The following is a 16,065-nucleotide window of genomic DNA, read 5'->3' on the forward strand; positions in this document are numbered from 1 at the left end:
GCCCGGTGCCGCGCTGCCTTCGTCACTGCTGCTCGCGGTCACCGCTCGGCTGCGAGTCGAACCGGAGCACCGCAGAAGGTCCGCAGGAGGCGCATCGGCCCGGACGGGTATTCGCGGACGTTCGTTCAGAGGAAGGCGCGGCGGTGCATGTGGCACCTCCACTCGCGTGAAGCTGCCGGGTTCGGCCTTGATCTTGTAGTGAGATCGGCCCGTCGGGGGCTTTGCCCGATCGGTTGCTCAGGGTCATGCGCGACGTGGCGACGCCTGACCGGTCGAGCCCGTTCGTTCCCCTCGGTGTGACTGGTCATCGCCGGGAGCGGCTCGCTGACAGGTCCCGCCTGCCCTGACGGGTCCGGGCCGGTCTTCACCGTGCCGGTGAGCGCCGGCGCCTCGCGCGTCGACTGCGGCGACCCCTGGACTTCCGAACACGTTCCGAATGCTGTGGAGGCATGAGCGCCACGAACCGCGTCCTCAGTTCGACTCGTCGCTCGTCCGACCTGAGTAAACGCCCTGCCGAGGTCTTCGCCGAGGCCGAGGATCACCCCGTGACGGTGACGCGTCGTGACGGAGAAGCCCTCGTGCTCATGTCCCAGCGCGAGGCCGATGCCCGTGCCGGGCTGCTCCGGCTCGCCGCGCAACTGATCGCGGTGACCCTCGACGATGGCGGCTCGCTGGAGGAGCGCATGTCCACCGTGTTCCCCTGGATGCTCGCCTTGTCGCCTGACGGGCGGAAGAACTGCGCTCGGGCTGTCGTCGACGCGGCGCGTGCCTCGTTCTCGACCGACCAGCCGCATCTGGCAATTGCCGAGCTCACCTCCTGGCGGGAGACGGCGACGGCGCTGGCGGCGGGCCTGGGCGTAGACCCGGTCGAGTGGCTCGACCAGGACGAGTCCGTCGCGGCAGGCCCCGTCGAGCGCCCCTGACCGTGGCGAAGGAGAGCGTGGTCCCCCGTCCGCCGAAGAAGTCCGAGTACGAGATCCGCTTCGCCACTGCTGGGGCGGAGAAGGGCTGGCGCGACCTGGTCGCGACGATCCGTAATTCGATGGCCGAAGTTTGGGACTTCCTCACGGAGAAACCTCTGGAGAAGACGCCGACGAACTCCCCGCTGCGCGACCGGCTCGGCACCGTGACGCGTGCGGGGAAGACCCGTCAGCGCTGGCAGCACAAGCCGACGTTGAAAGGCGCTGCACGCATCTGGTTCTACGTCGAAGATCGCACGGTCTACCTGGAGCAAGTGCACACCAGTCACCCGAACGAGACCAAATAATGGCTGATCTTTGCTCGTGTTGACGCGGTGGTCAGGATTCGCGGTATGGCTGGTCAGCGCACGTCAAAGCCCCTGCTGGGGACGACGAGAACGCCGGGGAGCCCTTCCGCTCCCCGGCGTTCTCCCGTCTTCGCCCCGTCCCTGGCCGACCGCGAGAGCCCCGCTGCCTCACTTGTTGCCTGCCTCCACGACGCCGACGCCGCCGATGTGGGTGCCGGGGTGCGTGGCACCGTCCTGGCGCACGAGGGTGCCGTGCCCCCACGGGAAGCTCTGGGTGTCGGTGGTGTTCGGCGGCGTCACGAGGATCGAGTCGGGCGCCCAGTGCGAGGTGCCCTCGGCCACGTCGGTCCCCAGGAAGACGAGCTGCGCGTTGGTGCTCTCGCCGGGCGCGAGGCTGACGGGCGTGATCGGGTCGTCGCTGCGGACGAGGTCCCAGGTCTCGCCGTTGCGCTTGGCGAACTGGACGCCGGGGAAGCCCTGGATCGTGCAGCGGGCCTCGGAGTCGTTGCGGAAGAGCAGCTGGAGGCTCTTCTGGTCGGCGGAGCCCTGGTGCGGGAAGTCGATGCCGATGCCGACCTCCGCGGTGGCGCACAGCGCCTCGCCGCTCGCGGGCTCGGCGCCGTTGGACCTCATGGCGTCGGCCCCGCCGGTGACCTTCGTGCCACCGCTCGTGCTCGCCAGGGCCTGGGGCGCGGTCGAGGAGTCGGCTGCCGGGGTGGGGGAGGCGGTGCCCGCGGGCTGGCCGGACGAGCAGGCGGTCAGCGTGCCGAACGCGGCCAGTGCGGCGATGGCGGTGGCGCCCCGGACGACCCGCTTGTTGTTCGTGCGCATTTTTAATCCCCTCGATTCGCTCTCGGCTGTTTCCCCTTGCATGAGTAGAGATGTGCGGGACGGCAGTAAGGATGCCTTTTTGTGAACCGGATCACAGTGGGGCAACCTGAATTGTTGCCGGTCGTCATGACCGCTTGTTCAATTCGTCAAACAATTTTTTTGCGGAAATTTCCGGCGGGTTTCGGGGTGGTCCCGCCGCAGCGGGTGGGACCACCCCGACGGTGCTCAGCCGCAGGTCGTCGTCACCAGATGCGCAGCTCGTAGACCCGCACGACCGAGCCGAAGTTGATGTGGGTTCCTGGGGTGAAGGTCTTCGTGTGGTAGAGCCCGGCGAGCTCGTAGTTGACCGTCAGCTTGTTGCCACCCGCCTCGACGCGCTGGACGTTCGCGATGCTGACCGCCGTGACGCCCGCGCCGCTGAAGCACCGGGAGGTGTAGGTGCTGGCCGAGGTCTTGATGTTCAGCTTGGCGGGGGTGACCTTGTTGTCGGCGCAGGACACCTGGCCGATCGCCAGCGCCGGTCCGGCGGGGAGCGCGAGGAGCGCCCCGATCGCGACGGCCGCCGCTGCGGTGATCTTCTTCAGGGTGGTGCGCATGATCCGTTCGTCGCCTTTCGCAGGGGTGCGGTGGAGTGGCTGGCGCGGGTCCGGCCGCGTCACCAGATGCGGACTTCGTAGACCCGCACGACCGAGGCGAAGTTGATGTGGGTGCCGGGGGTCAGCGTCCTCGTGTAGTACTGGCTGCCCGACTGGTAGTTGACCGTCAGCTTGTTGTTGCCGGAGGACGCCCGGTAGACGTTGGGGACCTCGACGGCCACGACGCCGCTGTTGGCGAAGCACCGGTTGGTGCCCAGGTTCTGGCCGACCCTGATGTCGAGCTTGGCGAAGTCGGTGCGGTTCCCGCAGGCGACCTGGTCGATCGCGAACGCGGGGCCTGCCGGGATCGCGACGAGCGCCGCGACGGCGGTGGCGGCGGCCAGGGTGAACTTCTTCGAACTGGAGCGCATGGCTGGCGTCCTTCCCCTTCGAAGTCGTCGTCCGCCCGCGCGGGAGCGCCCTCCCGGGGGAGGGCGTGGGAGGGCTGGGAGCGCGGGAGGGCGTGCCGAACGCGGGTGATCTTGCCGGAAAGCCGCCGGGGGTTGCCACAGTCCGTAGTGGATCGGGCACCAGGGGTTGCGGGCGGGTTCGGGGCGCCGGTCGACGTCGTGGACCGCGCGGGTGAACGGCCGCCCCGGCCCGACGACCACACCCCGTGACCACCGTCCGGGTAGGCTCCGCCTCGCTCGCCCCGCCGAGAGCCCGTTCCGGGCGAAGACCAGACCGAGCAGGAACCCGAGGTCCGCCATGCCCCGTCCACCGCGACGGACCCCGGACACGACGAGGCCCCGCGGTCGCGTTCACCACGGGGCCTCGACGAGCTCCTCGACCGCGGGCCTCCCCCCGGAGGCCCGGCGTCGGGTCAGCGAACCTGCTTGCGGCTGTGCCTGGCCATCGCCAGCACGCCACCGGCGGTCGCCAGCATCCCGAAGGCGGCCACGGTGAACACGAAGATGTCGGCGGTCATGCGAATTCCCCTTGTTGCGGTTGATCTCCCACAGGTCTTGACGCACGGGTACCCGGAACGTTGCCCCGGCAGTCATGAAACTCACACGATCGTGGAGGATCCTCGGTGAACCTGCGCACCCTGGAAGCGCGCGTGCTGCCCCTCGCGCCCTGGCTGTTCGGGCTCTCCCTGCTGGGGCACCTGCTGATGGTCGCCCTCCAGACCAAGATGACCATGGTCGATCTGATGGTCTACCGGAACGCCGCGCCCGAGCTGTTCACCGGCGAGCTGTACCAGTGGCGCCTCAAGGAGTTCTCCGACCAGTTCGCGCTGCCGTTCACCTACCCGCCGTTCTCGGCGCTCGTGTTCGTCCCGCTGTCCTGGGTCCCCTGGGGCGTGGCCCGCTGGTTCTGGCAGCTGCTGTCCCTGGCCTGCCTCTGGTACCTCACCCGCACCTCGCTGGAGCTGGCGGGCAGCGCGAACCCGCGCCGCGTCCTGCTGTGGACCGGCCTGCTGATCTGGGTCGAGCCCGTCCGCACCACGCTGAACTACGGCCAGATCAACCTCGTCCTGGCCGCGCTGCTCATCGGCACCATGGTCAGCGCGCGCTCGTGGATGGCGGGCCTGGGCACCGGCGTCGCGGCGGGCATCAAGCTCACCCCGGCGATCACCGGCCTGTACTTCCTCGCCACCCGCCGCTGGACCGCCGCGCTGTGGTCGTTCGCCGCGTTCGCGGGCACGGTCGGCCTCGGCTACGCGATCTCCGCGAGCCAGTCGCACCAGTTCTGGTTCCAGCTCCTCGGCGACGCCACCCGCGTCGGCCCGGTCGGCTCCGCGATCAACCAGTCGCTGCGCGGCGCGCTGTCCCGCACCGTCGGCCACGACGTGGAGACCGGCCCGATCTTCCTGGTCGCCGCAGCGCTGGCCGCAGCGCTCGCCCTGTGGGCGCTGCTGGAGGCCGTGCGCGCGAACGACAGCCTCGCGGCCGTGGTGAGCACCCAGTTCCTCGGCCTGCTCGTCTCGCCGATCTCGTGGAGCCACCACTGGGTGTGGATGGTCCCGGCGCTGCTGTGGCTGACCTACCGCGCCACCCACCGCCTCGCCACGACCGCCGCGTGGGTGTGGCTGGTGGCGGTGGGCAGCTACCTGATTTCGTTCCTGCTGATGGCCCAGGAGTCGATCTGGATCATCCCGCGCCCGTGGCACCTGTCCGCCCTGGGCTGGGTCTACCCGGCCGCCGGACTGCTGACGCTGGTCGCGGTGGTGGTGGAGCTGCGCTCACGCCGGCGCGTCGAGCGCCCGGTCGACCTCGTGGGGCGGTGACGGGTGGAGCGCGGTGAGCTGCCCGCAGGGGGGATGTCCGCCGAGGAGCGCGCGGCCCTGCGCGAGGGCGAGCACCTGATGCGCTCGCCCGCGAACGCGCGCCGCCTGCTCAAGGCGTGCGAGAACGCCCTGAACGGCACCGGGCTCGCCGAGCGCGCGCCCATCGACCCCGGTGCGCCGGGAAGCGGATGACGGCGCGCGCCGGAGGGACGCGCGGAACCGCCCGCTGAGCCGCGCTCACGCCAGCGCGTCGAGCGCCCGGTCGATCTCGTGCGCCAGCGACACGTCCAGCGTGGTGATCCCGCCCGCCGAGTGCGTGGAGCAGTGGAACACCAGCGTGCGCCAGCGGATGTCGATATCCGGGTGGTGGTCCATGCGCTCGGCGACGTCCGCCACGCGGTCCACCACGTCGATCGCCGCCCGGAACGACGGCAGGTCCGCCGTGCGCACCAGCGACACCCCCTGCGCCGTCCACTCCGGCAGGTCCGCCAGCTCCGCGGTCAGCTGGTCGTCGGTCAGCAGCTCGGCCATGCGCGGATCATCCCACCGGGTGACGTAAGCTGCTGAACACCACGGGAGTCCGGTAGTGCGCCGGGCTGAGAGGAAGGCACGCCAGCCTTCGACCGTCCACACCTGATCCGGGTCATGCCGGTGTAGGGAGAGATGATGCTCCGACGTGCCCTGTCCGCCGCTCCGCTGGTCGTGCTGCTGGCCGCCTGCTCCGTCGCGGGCAACCAGCCCGCCGCGCCCGGCGAGCGCGTGGTCACCCTGGTCACCCACGACTCGTTCGCCGTCGACCAGGCGCTGCTCGACGAGTTCAAGTCCGACACCGGCATCACGATCAAGCCGCTGGCCAGCGGCGACGCCGGGGAGCTGACCAACAAGCTGGTCCTCACCAAGGCCAACCCCATCGGCGACGTCGCGTTCGGCGTCGACTCGACGTTCGCCTCCCGCGCCCTCAAGGAGAGCGTCTTCGCCGAGTACACCTCGCCGGAGGGCGACAAGGGCGCGCAGCGCTACCAGCTCGAACCCGCGAACCGCCTGCACGCCGTCGACGTCGGCGACGTCTGCCTCAACGTCGACGTCGCCGCCCTCAAGGACGTCGGCGAACCGCAGAAGCTCTCCGACCTGGCCGACCCGAAGTACCGCGACATGCTCGTCGTCGAGGACCCGGCCACCTCCTCGCCCGGCCTGGCGTTCCTGCTGAACACCATCGCCACCTTCGGCGAGGAGAACTGGACCAACTACTGGGGCCAGCTCAAGGCCAACGGCGTCAAGGTCGTCAGCGGCTGGGAGGAGGCCTACAACCAGGACTTCTCCGGCTCCGCGGGCAAGGGCCCGCGCCCGATCGTGGTCTCCTACGCCTCCTCGCCCTCGGCGGAGATCGGCGACGACGGCGCGCCGCGCACCAAGGCCCTCCTCGACACCTGCTACCGGCAGGTCGAGTACGCGGGCGTCCTGGAGAACGCCAAGAACCCCGAGGACGCCAAGAAGGTCCTGGACTTCCTGCTGGGCGCGGACTTCCAGGCCCAGGTGCCCGAGCAGATGTACGTCTACCCCAGCCGCGAGGACATCCCGCTGCCCGAGGCGTGGGCCAAGGCCGCGCCCCTGCCCGCGAACTCCCGCACCCTGCCCGCCGACCAGGTGGACGCCGGGCGCGAGCAGTGGGTCCAGCAGTGGCGCACCCTCGTCCAGGGCTGACGGAGGAACGCGGCGGTAGCGGCAGCGGGGTCGTCGGCCCCGCTGTCACCGGCGCCGCTGTCACCGGCGCCGCTGTCACCGGCCCCGAGGTGACCGGCGCCGAGGTGACCGGCGCCGCGTCCCGCCGCCCCGCCACCCGCCGCCCCGTCAACCGCAGGGCCGCCCTCGGCTGGGCCCTCGCGGGGCTGCTGCCGCTCGCGTTCCTCGGGGTCTTCTTCGCCTGGCCCGTCGCCGCCATCGTCGGCCTCGGGCTGCGCGAGGGCGGCGTGCTCGCCGCGCTCGCCGACACCACCACGCTCGACCTCGTCGCCTTCACCCTCGGCCAGGCCGCCGCCGCCACCGCCCTCGCGCTGCTCGCCGGGATGCCCGTCGCGTTCCTGCTCGCCCGCGCGAAGGTCGCAGGCGCGGGTGTGGTGCGGGCGGCGGTGATGGTGCCGTTCGTGCTGCCCACCGTCGTCGTCGGCCTGGCGTTCCGGGCGCTCTGGCCGGACGGCGGCGTGCTGCCGATCGTGCTGGCCAACGCCTTCTTCAACGTCGCCGTCGTCGCCCGCACCGTCGGCGGCCTGTGGGCGCGGCTCGACCGGCGCGCCGAGGACGCCGCCCGCGCGCTCGGCGCGTCCCGGCTGCGCGCGTTCACCTCCGTCGTGCTGCCCGCCCTGGCGCCCGCCGTCGGCTCGGCCGCGTCCGTGGTGTTCCTGTTCTGCGCCACCAGCTTCGGCGTCGTCCTGGTGCTCGGCGGGGCCCGCCACCGCACCCTGGAGACCGAGATCTACCTGCGCACCGTCGAGCTGTTCGACCTGCCCGGCGCCGCCGCGCTGTCGCTGGTCCAGTTCGCCGCCGTGGTCGCCGTGCTGGTGCTGGGCGCGCTGGCCCGCCGCCGCCGCGAGGCCGGGCTGGCCCTGCGCGCCGAACCGCCCCGCAGGCCGCAGGGCGGCGAGTGGGGCGTGGTGGCCGCCGCGTGGCTGGTCGTGCTGGTGCTGCTCGTGCCGGTGCTGGCGCTGCTGGCACGCTCGGTGTCCACCCGCGACGGCTGGAGCCTCGACGGCTACCGCGCCCTCGCGGGCACCGGCGAGCGCGGCACCCTCTCCGTCACCGGCGTGGACGCGGCGCTGAACTCCCTGCGCGCCGCCACCGACGCCACCCTGCTCGCGCTGCTCGTCGGCGTCCTGTCGGCCGTCGTGCTGGTCGGTCTGCGCCGCTCCGGCTCCTGGTTCGCCGAAGCGCTCGACACCGCGCTCATGCTGCCGCTGGGCGTGTCCGCCGTGACCGTCGGCTTCGGCTACCTGATCACCATGGACGCCCTGCCCGGCGACCTGCGCACCTCGCCCGCCCTGGTGCCGCTGGCCCAGGCGCTCGTGGTGACGCCGCTGGTGGTGCGCATGGTGCTTCCGGTGCTGCGCGCGGTCGACGAGCGGCTCAGGCAGGCCGCCGCCTCGCTCGGCGCGAGCCCGTGGCGGGTGTGGCGCGAGGTCGACCTGCCGCTGGCGGCCCGCTCGCTCGTGGCCGCCGCCGGGTTCGGGTACGTGGTGGCGCTCGGCGAGTTCGGGGCGACCAGCTTCCTGGCCAGGCCCGACGCGCCGACCCTGCCGGTGGTGATCGCCCGGCTGATGTCGCGGCCCGGCGAGCTCAACAGCCAGATGGCGTACGCGGCGTGCGCGCTGCTCATGGTGGTGACCGCGGTGACCGTGCTGCTCGTCGAGCGGCTCAGGGCGCCCGGCAGCGGGGAGTTCTGATGTCGTTGCGGCTCAACGGGGTCGACGTGCGCTACGGCGACGTCGAGGCGGTGTCCGGGGTGGACCTGGAGGTGGCGGGCGGCGAGGTCGTCGCGCTGCTCGGGCCGTCCGGGTGCGGCAAGTCCACGCTGCTGCGCGCGGTGGCCGGCCTGGAGCGGGTCAGCGCGGGCGCGGTCACCTGGGACGGGACCGACCTGGCGGGCACGCCCGTGCACCGCAGGGGGTTCGGGCTGGTCTTCCAGGACGGGCAGCTGTTCCCGCACCGGGACGTCGCCGGGAACGTCGCGTTCGGCCTGCGGATGCGCGGGGCCGCGCGCGGCGAGCGGGACAAGCGGGTCGCGGAGCTGCTGGAGCTGGTCGGGCTCGGCGGCTACCAGCGGCGGCGGGTCACCGAGCTGTCCGGCGGTGAGCAGCAGCGGGTGGCGCTGGCCCGCGCGCTCGCCCCCGATCCGAGGCTGCTGCTGCTGGACGAGCCGCTGTCCGCGCTGGACCGGTCGCTGCGCGAGCAGCTGGCGCTCGACCTGGCGCGGCTGCTGCGGGAGACCGGCGCGACGGCGCTCGTGGTCACGCACGACCACGACGAGGCGTTCACCCTGGCCGACCGGGTCGCGGTCATGCGCGCCGGGAGGCTGCGGCAGACCGGGCCGCCCGCGCGGGTGTGGCGGGAACCGGTGGACGTGGAGACGGCGCGGTTCCTCGGCTGCGGGGTGGTGCTCGCGCCCGAGGCGGCGGAGCGGCTGGTCGGGGTGCGCGCGCGGGTCGGGCTGCGGGAGACGGCGCTGCGGGTGGTCCCGGACGGCCCTGGCGGCCCTGGCAGCGTGCTGGACGCCGTGGTGCTCGGGCGCGTGCACCGCAGGGACCACGTGCGCCTGCTGGTGCGGATCGGGGACGACGAGTTCGACGCGGTCGGCCCGGTGGTCGGGACCTGGGAGCCGGGGGACCGGGTGCGGCTGGCCGTCGACCAGGACGGGGTCGCGGTCATCGGCTCCGCGACGGGCTGATCCGGGGGCGGGCCCACGTCGAGCCCGCCGCCCCGGCGGGTCGGGCTAGTGGTCCTTGGTGACCAGGCGCATCGCGGCCAGCGACAGCCCGATCAGGATGTAGCACCCGGCCAGCGCCGTGCTCTCCCACAGCTGCCCGGTCGGAAGCGGGTCGCGGATCACGTCCGCCAGGCCGGTCCAGCTGTACGACAGCAGGTACGGGTGCAGCCAGGACAGCGAGTCGAACGCCATCAGCAGCCCGAACACGATCAGCCCGGCCAGCGTCGTCGCCATCACGACCAGCGGGTGCTCGGTCGTCGTCGACACCGCCAGCGCCACCGCCGCCACCGCCCACACCTGCACCGACACCAGCAGCACCGCCAGCGCGATGCGCCCCAGCGCCGGGCCCAGCGGCAGCGACGAGCCGGACAGCGTCAGCATCCCCTGACCGCCGAACAGCACCGCCCCGACGACCGAGCCCACCACGGCGATCACGGTGACCGACAGCAGCGACATCACCGCCACGCCGAACGCCTTGACGCCCAGCAGCCGCAACCGCCCCACCGGGGACAGCAGCAGCCCGCGCAGCGTGCCGTGCTGAGCCTCGCCCGCGATGCCGTCCGCCGCCCAGATCGCGCCGACCAGCGGCAGCAGCACGGGCAGCGTCAGCAGCAGCACGAACACCGGCAGCACCAGGCCGTTGCCGGAGATGATCGCGGCGATGCCCGCGCCCGCCGGGCCGGGGCCGTCGGCGGCGAACCACAGGCCGACGCCCGCGACGACCGGGATCAGCGCGAGCGCGCCGAGCCCGAACAGCGTGCGGGGGCGGCGGATGATCCAGCGCAGCTCGGACAGCAGCTGCCTGCCGAGCGGTGCGCTGGTGCGGGCCGCGGCGCGGCCCGGAACGGCGGGGGTCGCCTGGGCAACCGTCATCGCGGGGTCTCCTCGGGTTCTTCGTGGTCGGGGCCGCCGCCCTCGTCGGCGCGGTCCCGCGCGTTCATCGCGGCCACCCGCTCGGCCCGCGACCGGGTCTTCGCCCGCGCGCTGGGCGGGGGCGGGGTCTTGGCGGGGGTGGGGGTGGCGCTGGTGGGGGCGGATGGGGGCGTGCTGCCCGCGGGGACGGCGCCGATGGGCGCGTCGCCTGCGGGGGTGGCGCTGGTGGGCGTGCTGCCCGCGTGCTCGGTGCTCGCGTGCTTGGCGCCCGCGCGCTCGGTGTTCGAGTGCTCGGTGTTCGCGTGCTTGGCGCTGGAGCGTCCGGTCCGGTCCGGTTCCTGGGCCGGGGTTTCCGGGTGGTCCGCCTGGGCCTGCCGGGGTTCGACGGCCGGGTCGGCCTCGGACGGGAGGCGCAGCACCGGCTGCGGGCCGGTCGCCGGGGGTTCGGGGACGAGCGCGAGGTGGCGCTGCGGGCGGTGCTTGGCCCGCTTGCCGTGGCCGGGCTCGCGGTCGTCGGAGGAGCCCGCCCCGGTGGTCGGCGCGCCCGCGTCGGCCCCGGCGCCGGGGGTCGGGGCGGCGGCCGAGAGCGCCGAGGGGGTGAGCGCGATGCTGACCGGTTCGGCCTGCGCGGTGGTCTTGGCGCTGGGCTCGGCGCTGGACTCGGCGGCGGGGCCCGAGGGCCGCTGCTCACCGATCCGCTGCTCGTCGCCGCGCGTGGTGGCGGGCCGTTCCTCGACCGGGTCCTGCTTGGCGCGACGTCGGCGCAGGCCGATGCGCGACCCGAGCGACTCGGACGACTTGGCCGCCTCGTCGGCGGAGGCCCCCTCGGACCGCTTGCCCCGCTTCCCGGAACCGTGCCCGCTCGCACCCTTGCGCCGCACCGGCAACGGCTTCTCGGGCGCGCCGCCGACCGGCGCGGGGAGGCTGCCAGGGGCGACGGGCGGGTAGTAGCCGCTCGCGGACGGGGTCACCGGCGGGTGGTAGCCGCTGGCCGAGGTGGTGACGGGCGCGTAGTAGCCGCTGGCCGAGGTGGTGACGGGCGGGTAGTAGCCGCTGGCCGACGGCGTGACGGGCGGGTAGTAGCCGCTGGTCGAGGTGGTGACGGACGAGTGGAAGCCGCTGGCCGAGGGGCCGACCGGCGGGGGCGGGCCGGTGACGGGGGTGGCGGCTGGCGGGGTGTGGCCGGTGGCGGGCGGGGTGTGGCCTGCGGCGGGGATGGCGCCCGACGGGGTCTTACCGCCTGCGGGAGCGGCGCCCGGCGGGGTCTGGCCGGTGGCGGACGGGGTCTGGCCTGCGGCGGGGACGGCTCCCGACAGGGGCTTGCCGTTTGCGGAGGCGGCGCCCGGTGAGGTCTTGCCGCCTGCGGGGGCGGCGACCGACGGGGGCCTCCCACCTGCGGGGGCGGTGACCGGTGGGGTCCTGCCTGCGGCAGGGGTGGCGATCAGCGGGGTGTGGCTGCCCGCGGGGCGGGGGGCGGGCAGGCCGCTGTTCGGGTTCGGCGCGACTGGCGGGGAGAAGCCGCCAGCCGAGGGGGTCACGGGCAGGTAGTAGCCGCTCGCGGACGGCGGGTTGCCCGCCGGGGCCGGGCCGACCGGCTGGTGGAAACCGGTGCCGGGGGGAGTGGTGGGCCGGTTGCCGTTGCCCGTAGGGGTGACGGGCCGGTGGACGCCGCTCGCCTGCGGCGTGGGCGGCACGGCGGCGGTGGGCGGCACGGGGGTGTTGGGGGGCGCGGACGGGGCCATGGGCGCGCGGGACACGCGCCTCCCGGCCGGCGCGGCGGGTGCCAGCGGCGCGGACGTGGTGATGACCTGCGTCGTCGCGGGCGAAGCGGGTTCGGGGGCGGGTGCGGCGGGCGTCGCGGCGGGCGCGTCGGCTGCCTGCGGCGCGACGGCGGCCGACACCACGGCGGCCGACACCACGGCGGCAGGCACCACGGCGGCTGAGACCACGGCGGCTGAGACCACGGCCGAGGGCACGACGGTGGACGGCGTCGCGGTCGGCAGGCTCCCCGCGCCCGAGGCGGTGACGGGCGGGTAGTAGCCGCTGGCGGTCGTGGTCACGGGCTGGTGGAAACCGGTGCCGGGACGGGTGGCCTGGCTGCGGGGCGACTGCCCGCGCGCTCCTGGAGTGGGCGCGACCCGGGCAGCGGGCCTGGCGGGTGCGCCGGGCTTGGTGGGCGCCGTCGGCTTCAGGCGCGCGGAGGAGGTGGGGAGCGCAACGGGATTGCTGGCCGCTGCAGTGCCAACCGCAGCAGTGCCAGGCGCGGGAGTGCCGGTCGCAGCAGTGCCGGGCGCGGGCCTGCCGGGCGGGATGGTGCCAGGCGCGGGAGTGCCGGGCGGGATGGTGCCGGACCTGGGCCTGCCGGGCGCAGCGGTGACCGGCGCGGACCTGCCGGGCGCGGGGGTGGCCTGCGCGGGCTTGGCGGGCGGGAGGGTGGTGGGCACTACCTGGGTGACGGACGCGTCCAGCTCGGCGGGCACCGTGGGCAGCACCCTGGTGGCGGAGGCGTCCAGTTCCGGGGGAGCGGTCAACGCCGAAGGGGTGCCCAGGGCGGAGCTCAGCTCGGGGGGCGTCTCGGGGGCGAACCGGGTGCCGGGGGCGCTCGACGGCGTGGTCGCGCCCGGTCCGGCCTGCGCGTCGTCGGTCACGGCGGCCAGCCGGGTGGTCTCGTCCAGGCCGACCGGCGTCGGGTTCGGCAGCACCCGGTGGCCCGCGGCGAGGCGCTTCGCGCGCTTGCCCCTGACGGGCTTCTCGCCGCTGCGGCCGATCGCCTCCAGCTGCGTGGTCTCGGCCTCGCCCGCGGACTTCGCGTGCCGCGACGGGGCGGCGTCGAAGCGCTGCGGCCAGCCCGCGCCGATCCTGGCGCGCTGCTCCGGCGTCGACAGGCCCGGCTCCGCAGGGTGCTCCCCCTTGGCCCACTCGGGGACCGCGCCGATCAGCTCCGGGTCGACCGGCTGCGCGGCGCCCAGGCCCGCGCCGGACAGCTCGGCGCCGTCCGACCCGGTCCGGACCACGCCGGGGGCGTCCTCGGGCGCGTTCGACTCCTCCGCGCCGCGCTTGCGCAGGACCTCCAGGATGCTCCGCACCGCGGCGTCCGAACCGGACCCGACGGGGCCCGGACCGTCCCAGCGCGAGGCGTCCCACCCGGACCCACCCGACCCGGATTCCCGAGGCGCGGACTCCCGAGGCGCGGACTCCCCGGACGCGCCCCCGCCGGGAGCGGAACTCCCCGTTGCCGCAACGCTTCCCGCGCCGTCCGACCCCGCGCCGTCCGACCCCGTGCCGTCCGACCCGGCCCCGCCCCCCTCCCCACCCTGCTCGCGCTCGTGCTCGTCCCTCGAATGGCGCGGCGCCCCCGTCACCGGGCGCGACGCGCCCTCGGGGTGCGCGGGCGCCGGGTGCGCCGCGGGCTCGTGCTCGGTCCGGGAGTGCCTCGGACCGCCGTCTGCCTGCGCGTGCTCGGACTCCGGCCTGGAGTGCCTCGGTCCTGGCGTGCGCACCGTCATCGGGACCCCTCTTCTATCGTGTCGACCGCCGACATGTGCTCGGCGTCGCCCGCCTCGGTCAGCCGGGCGAACAGGTCTTCCAGCCCCGTGCGCTGCCTGAGCGCCTCGTGCACCGGAACACCAGCCTGCACCAGTGTGCGCAAAACCTCCGGCGCTGTCGTGGAGATCAATTCCACTCGCACCCCGCCGGTCCACTGCCGGGCCGATATCCGCGCAGCTCGCAGGGCGTTCAGCGCCTCGTCAACTTCAGGGGTCGACACCAGCAGCGCGTTGCTCTCCGACTGGAGCAGGTCGGCCAGCTCGCCCTGCGCCACGACGGTCCCCCGGTGCAGCACGGCGGCGTGCGTGCAGGTCGCCTCGATCTCGCTCAGCAGGTGCGAGGACACCACGACGGTGCTGCCCGACCCGTGCAGGTCCGCGATCACCTTGCGCACCTCGCGGGTGCCCGCCGGGTCGAGCCCGTTCGTGGGCTCGTCGAGCACGACCAGCTTGCGCGGCACCAGGAGCGCGCCCGCCAGGCCGAGGCGCTGCTTCATGCCCAGCGAGTACCCCCGGTACCGGCGGTGCGCGGCGCCCGCGAGCCCGACCCGCTCCAGCGCGTCCTCCACGGCCCGCCGGATCGCCCGCGTCTCCAGCAGCGGCTCGAACGCCGCCGCCCGCACCAGGTTCTCCCGCCCGGACAGGAACGGGTGGAACCCCGGCCCCTCCACGAGCGCGCCCACGTGCGGCAGGGCGCGGGCCGCGCCGTCCGGCATGTCCTCGCCGAGCAGCTCCACCTCGCCCTCGGTCGGCCGCACCAGGCCGAGCAGCATCCGGATGGTGGTGGTCTTGCCCGACCCGTTCGGCCCGAGCATCCCCAGCACCGCGCCCTCGGGCACCTCCAGGTCCACCCGGTCCACCGCGACCGTGCGCCCGTACACCTTGCGCAGCCCCCGCGTCCTGGCGGCGAGGACGGGGGTGGAGCCGGCGCCGCGCGCCGACCCCACCCGCTCGCCCGCCGGAGCGGAGACGTCCGAACCGGTCACTTCACCTGGCCGATCGCCTCGACGAGCACCTGCTCGGGCACCGCGCCCAGCGCGACCCGGCCGTCGTCGGCGATCAGCGCCGACCCGACCCTGGTGGTGATCAGCGTGCCGCTGCCCCAGTCGCCGCTGACCTTCTTGCCCAGCTGCGACAGCAGCTTCTGCGGGTCGAGGCCCTGACCGCGCTGGCCCCGGTCCGCCGAGCCCTCGGAACCGGACCCGGTCGAGTCCTCGGAACCGCGGGCCCACGGCGGACGGCTGTCCGACCGGCCCTCGACGCCGTCGACCCGCTTGCCGAACCGGCCGTCGCGGCCCTGGCCCAGCTGCGCCAGCACCTCGGGGGAGCCCTTGGCCACCAGCACGGCGTCCCAGCCCTCGCCGACCGTCTTCAAGCCCGACTCCTGCGCGAGCTTCTCGGCCTGCTCGGAGTTCGGGCCGCGCTCGGCGCCCCCGTCCTTCGCCTTCCCCTCCACGACCTCCGCGTTCGCGGGCGGCGTGAAGGTGAACAGCGAGGCGTCCTGCGCACCGGCCTCGAAGTCGGTGAACCCGATCTGCGCGGCGGGCTCGGTGGTGCCGTTGGTCAGCACCGACACCCGCAGCGGCACGCGCAGCTCCGAGTCCACCGCGACCCGCACCTCGCGCAGCACGGTCCGCTCGTCCGGCTTCGGCGCGAGCACCAGCTCGTACGCGGACCGGTTCGCCACCCGCGCCGTGCCGTCGACGGACACGTCGCTGTACTGCTGGACGGCGGTCACGACCTCGCGGGCCGCGCTCACCGGGTCCGCCACCTTCTGCTCGGCGGGCCGCTCGGCCGCCGAGTACCTGGTGACCTTCTGGTCGGCGGAGTTCCACATCCACAGCGTGGAGCCGTCGTTGACGAGGGTCCGCTCCGAACTGCCGCTGGGCAGCTGGACCCTGGTGCGGCCCTGCCCGTCGGTCCACATGCGGGCCTTGCTCTCGCCGTCCGACAGCTGCGGCGCGCCCGCCAGCACCGGGATGCCCAGGTTGTTGTCCACCTGGATCGAGCCGCCGAACGCCGCGGGCTCCGCGGTCAGCACGGACTCGACGAGCTCCTGGGCCCCGACCTCGGGCAGGACCGGCGCCGGACCCGCGCCAGCGGGCATGGCCAGCACGCCGAGGCCGACGACGCCCGCCGCCACCCCCGCCGCCGCGACCGCCACGGTCGTCCTTCTCCGGTTCATGTCCCCTCCTCGTGACGTCGGCGGA

Annotated in this window: 15 protein-coding genes; 7 read left to right on the forward strand and 8 right to left on the reverse strand. The window is 74.2% G+C overall.

Features of this window, described 5'->3' with window-relative positions; all coding sequences use genetic code 11:
• Positions 1 to 449: 449 nt before the first annotated feature.
• Together AMIR_RS03710 and AMIR_RS03715 are read left to right on the forward strand one after the other, a co-directional pair.
• The gene (locus AMIR_RS03710; protein WP_012783362.1) at positions 450 to 923 is read left to right on the forward strand and encodes a type II toxin-antitoxin system Phd/YefM family antitoxin; all 474 of its coding nucleotides are present in this window, start codon (positions 450 to 452) and stop codon (positions 921 to 923) included.
• A gap of 2 nt (positions 924 to 925) precedes the next feature.
• Positions 926 to 1,267 (forward strand): hypothetical protein, encoded by a 342-nt coding sequence (locus tag AMIR_RS03715; RefSeq protein ID WP_041836559.1) that lies wholly within the window; start codon positions 926 to 928, stop codon positions 1,265 to 1,267.
• 168 nt (positions 1,268 to 1,435) lie between these two features.
• Here AMIR_RS03715 and AMIR_RS03720 read toward each other — a convergent pair whose 3' ends face one another.
• The 3 genes from AMIR_RS03720 to AMIR_RS03730 all read right to left on the reverse strand — a co-directional run bounded on the left by AMIR_RS03720 (position 1,436) and on the right by AMIR_RS03730 (position 3,104).
• The gene (locus AMIR_RS03720; RefSeq protein ID WP_012783364.1) at positions 1,436 to 2,098 is read right to left on the reverse strand and encodes a DUF4232 domain-containing protein; all 663 of its coding nucleotides are present in this window, start codon (positions 2,096 to 2,098) and stop codon (positions 1,436 to 1,438) included.
• A 242-nt stretch (positions 2,099 to 2,340) separates the two neighbouring features.
• On the reverse strand, positions 2,341 to 2,694 hold the full coding sequence (locus tag AMIR_RS03725) for a beta/gamma crystallin domain-containing protein (protein ID WP_012783365.1): 354 nt from the start codon (positions 2,692 to 2,694) through the stop codon (positions 2,341 to 2,343).
• Positions 2,695 to 2,753: 59 nt separating this feature from the next.
• Positions 2,754 to 3,104: a beta/gamma crystallin domain-containing protein gene (locus AMIR_RS03730; protein ID WP_012783366.1), complete on the reverse strand. Its 351-nt coding sequence runs from the start codon at positions 3,102 to 3,104 to the stop codon at positions 2,754 to 2,756.
• A 662-nt stretch (positions 3,105 to 3,766) separates the two neighbouring features.
• Here AMIR_RS03730 and AMIR_RS03735 point away from each other — a divergent pair.
• The gene (locus AMIR_RS03735; protein WP_012783368.1) at positions 3,767 to 4,963 is read left to right on the forward strand and encodes a mannosyltransferase; all 1,197 of its coding nucleotides are present in this window, start codon (positions 3,767 to 3,769) and stop codon (positions 4,961 to 4,963) included.
• Positions 4,964 to 4,966: 3 nt separating this feature from the next.
• Entirely contained in the window at positions 4,967 to 5,155 is a 189-nt protein-coding gene (locus AMIR_RS03740; protein ID WP_187313481.1) for a type II toxin-antitoxin system Phd/YefM family antitoxin, read from the forward strand.
• 45 nt (positions 5,156 to 5,200) lie between these two features.
• Here AMIR_RS03740 and AMIR_RS03745 read toward each other — a convergent pair whose 3' ends face one another.
• Positions 5,201 to 5,494 (reverse strand): 4a-hydroxytetrahydrobiopterin dehydratase, encoded by a 294-nt coding sequence (locus AMIR_RS03745; RefSeq protein WP_012783369.1) that lies wholly within the window; start codon positions 5,492 to 5,494, stop codon positions 5,201 to 5,203.
• Between the two features lie 135 nt (positions 5,495 to 5,629).
• On the opposite strand from AMIR_RS03745, the gene AMIR_RS03750 reads away from it, so the two are divergent.
• The 3 genes from AMIR_RS03750 (at position 5,630) to AMIR_RS03760 (ending at position 9,398) form a co-directional block, all read left to right on the forward strand.
• Positions 5,630 to 6,664: a thiamine ABC transporter substrate-binding protein gene (locus AMIR_RS03750; protein WP_012783370.1), complete on the forward strand. Its 1,035-nt coding sequence runs from the start codon at positions 5,630 to 5,632 to the stop codon at positions 6,662 to 6,664.
• A gap of 185 nt (positions 6,665 to 6,849) precedes the next feature.
• Positions 6,850 to 8,397: an ABC transporter permease gene (locus AMIR_RS03755; protein WP_041837338.1), complete on the forward strand. Its 1,548-nt coding sequence runs from the start codon at positions 6,850 to 6,852 to the stop codon at positions 8,395 to 8,397.
• Positions 8,397 to 9,398: an ABC transporter ATP-binding protein gene (locus tag AMIR_RS03760; RefSeq protein WP_012783372.1), complete on the forward strand. Its 1,002-nt coding sequence runs from the start codon at positions 8,397 to 8,399 to the stop codon at positions 9,396 to 9,398. The genes AMIR_RS03755 and AMIR_RS03760 overlap by 1 nt, the downstream gene beginning before the upstream one ends.
• 45 nt (positions 9,399 to 9,443) lie before the next feature.
• On the opposite strand, the gene AMIR_RS03765 is transcribed toward AMIR_RS03760, so the two are convergent.
• The 4 genes from AMIR_RS03765 to AMIR_RS03780 form a co-directional block, all read right to left on the reverse strand.
• Positions 9,444 to 10,310, reverse strand: coding sequence for an ABC transporter permease subunit (locus AMIR_RS03765; RefSeq protein WP_012783373.1), 867 nt, complete (start codon positions 10,308 to 10,310; stop codon positions 9,444 to 9,446).
• Complete coding sequence (locus AMIR_RS39950; protein WP_041836562.1) at positions 10,307 to 13,396, reverse strand: hypothetical protein; 3,090 nt, start codon at positions 13,394 to 13,396, stop codon at positions 10,307 to 10,309. Before AMIR_RS39950 ends, AMIR_RS03765 begins: the two co-directional genes overlap by 4 nt.
• A 416-nt stretch (positions 13,397 to 13,812) precedes the next feature.
• A complete protein-coding gene (locus AMIR_RS03775) occupies positions 13,813 to 14,841 on the reverse strand; it encodes an ABC transporter ATP-binding protein (protein ID WP_012783375.1) in 1,029 nt (342 codons plus the stop codon).
• Entirely contained in the window at positions 14,838 to 16,040 is a 1,203-nt protein-coding gene (locus AMIR_RS03780; protein WP_012783376.1) for a LolA family protein, read from the reverse strand. The genes AMIR_RS03775 and AMIR_RS03780 overlap by 4 nt, the downstream gene beginning before the upstream one ends.
• Between the last annotated feature and the right edge of the window lie 25 nt (positions 16,041 to 16,065).

The organism is Actinosynnema mirum DSM 43827, assembly GCF_000023245.1.
GTDB classification, from domain to species: domain Bacteria; phylum Actinomycetota; class Actinomycetes; order Mycobacteriales; family Pseudonocardiaceae; genus Actinosynnema; species Actinosynnema mirum.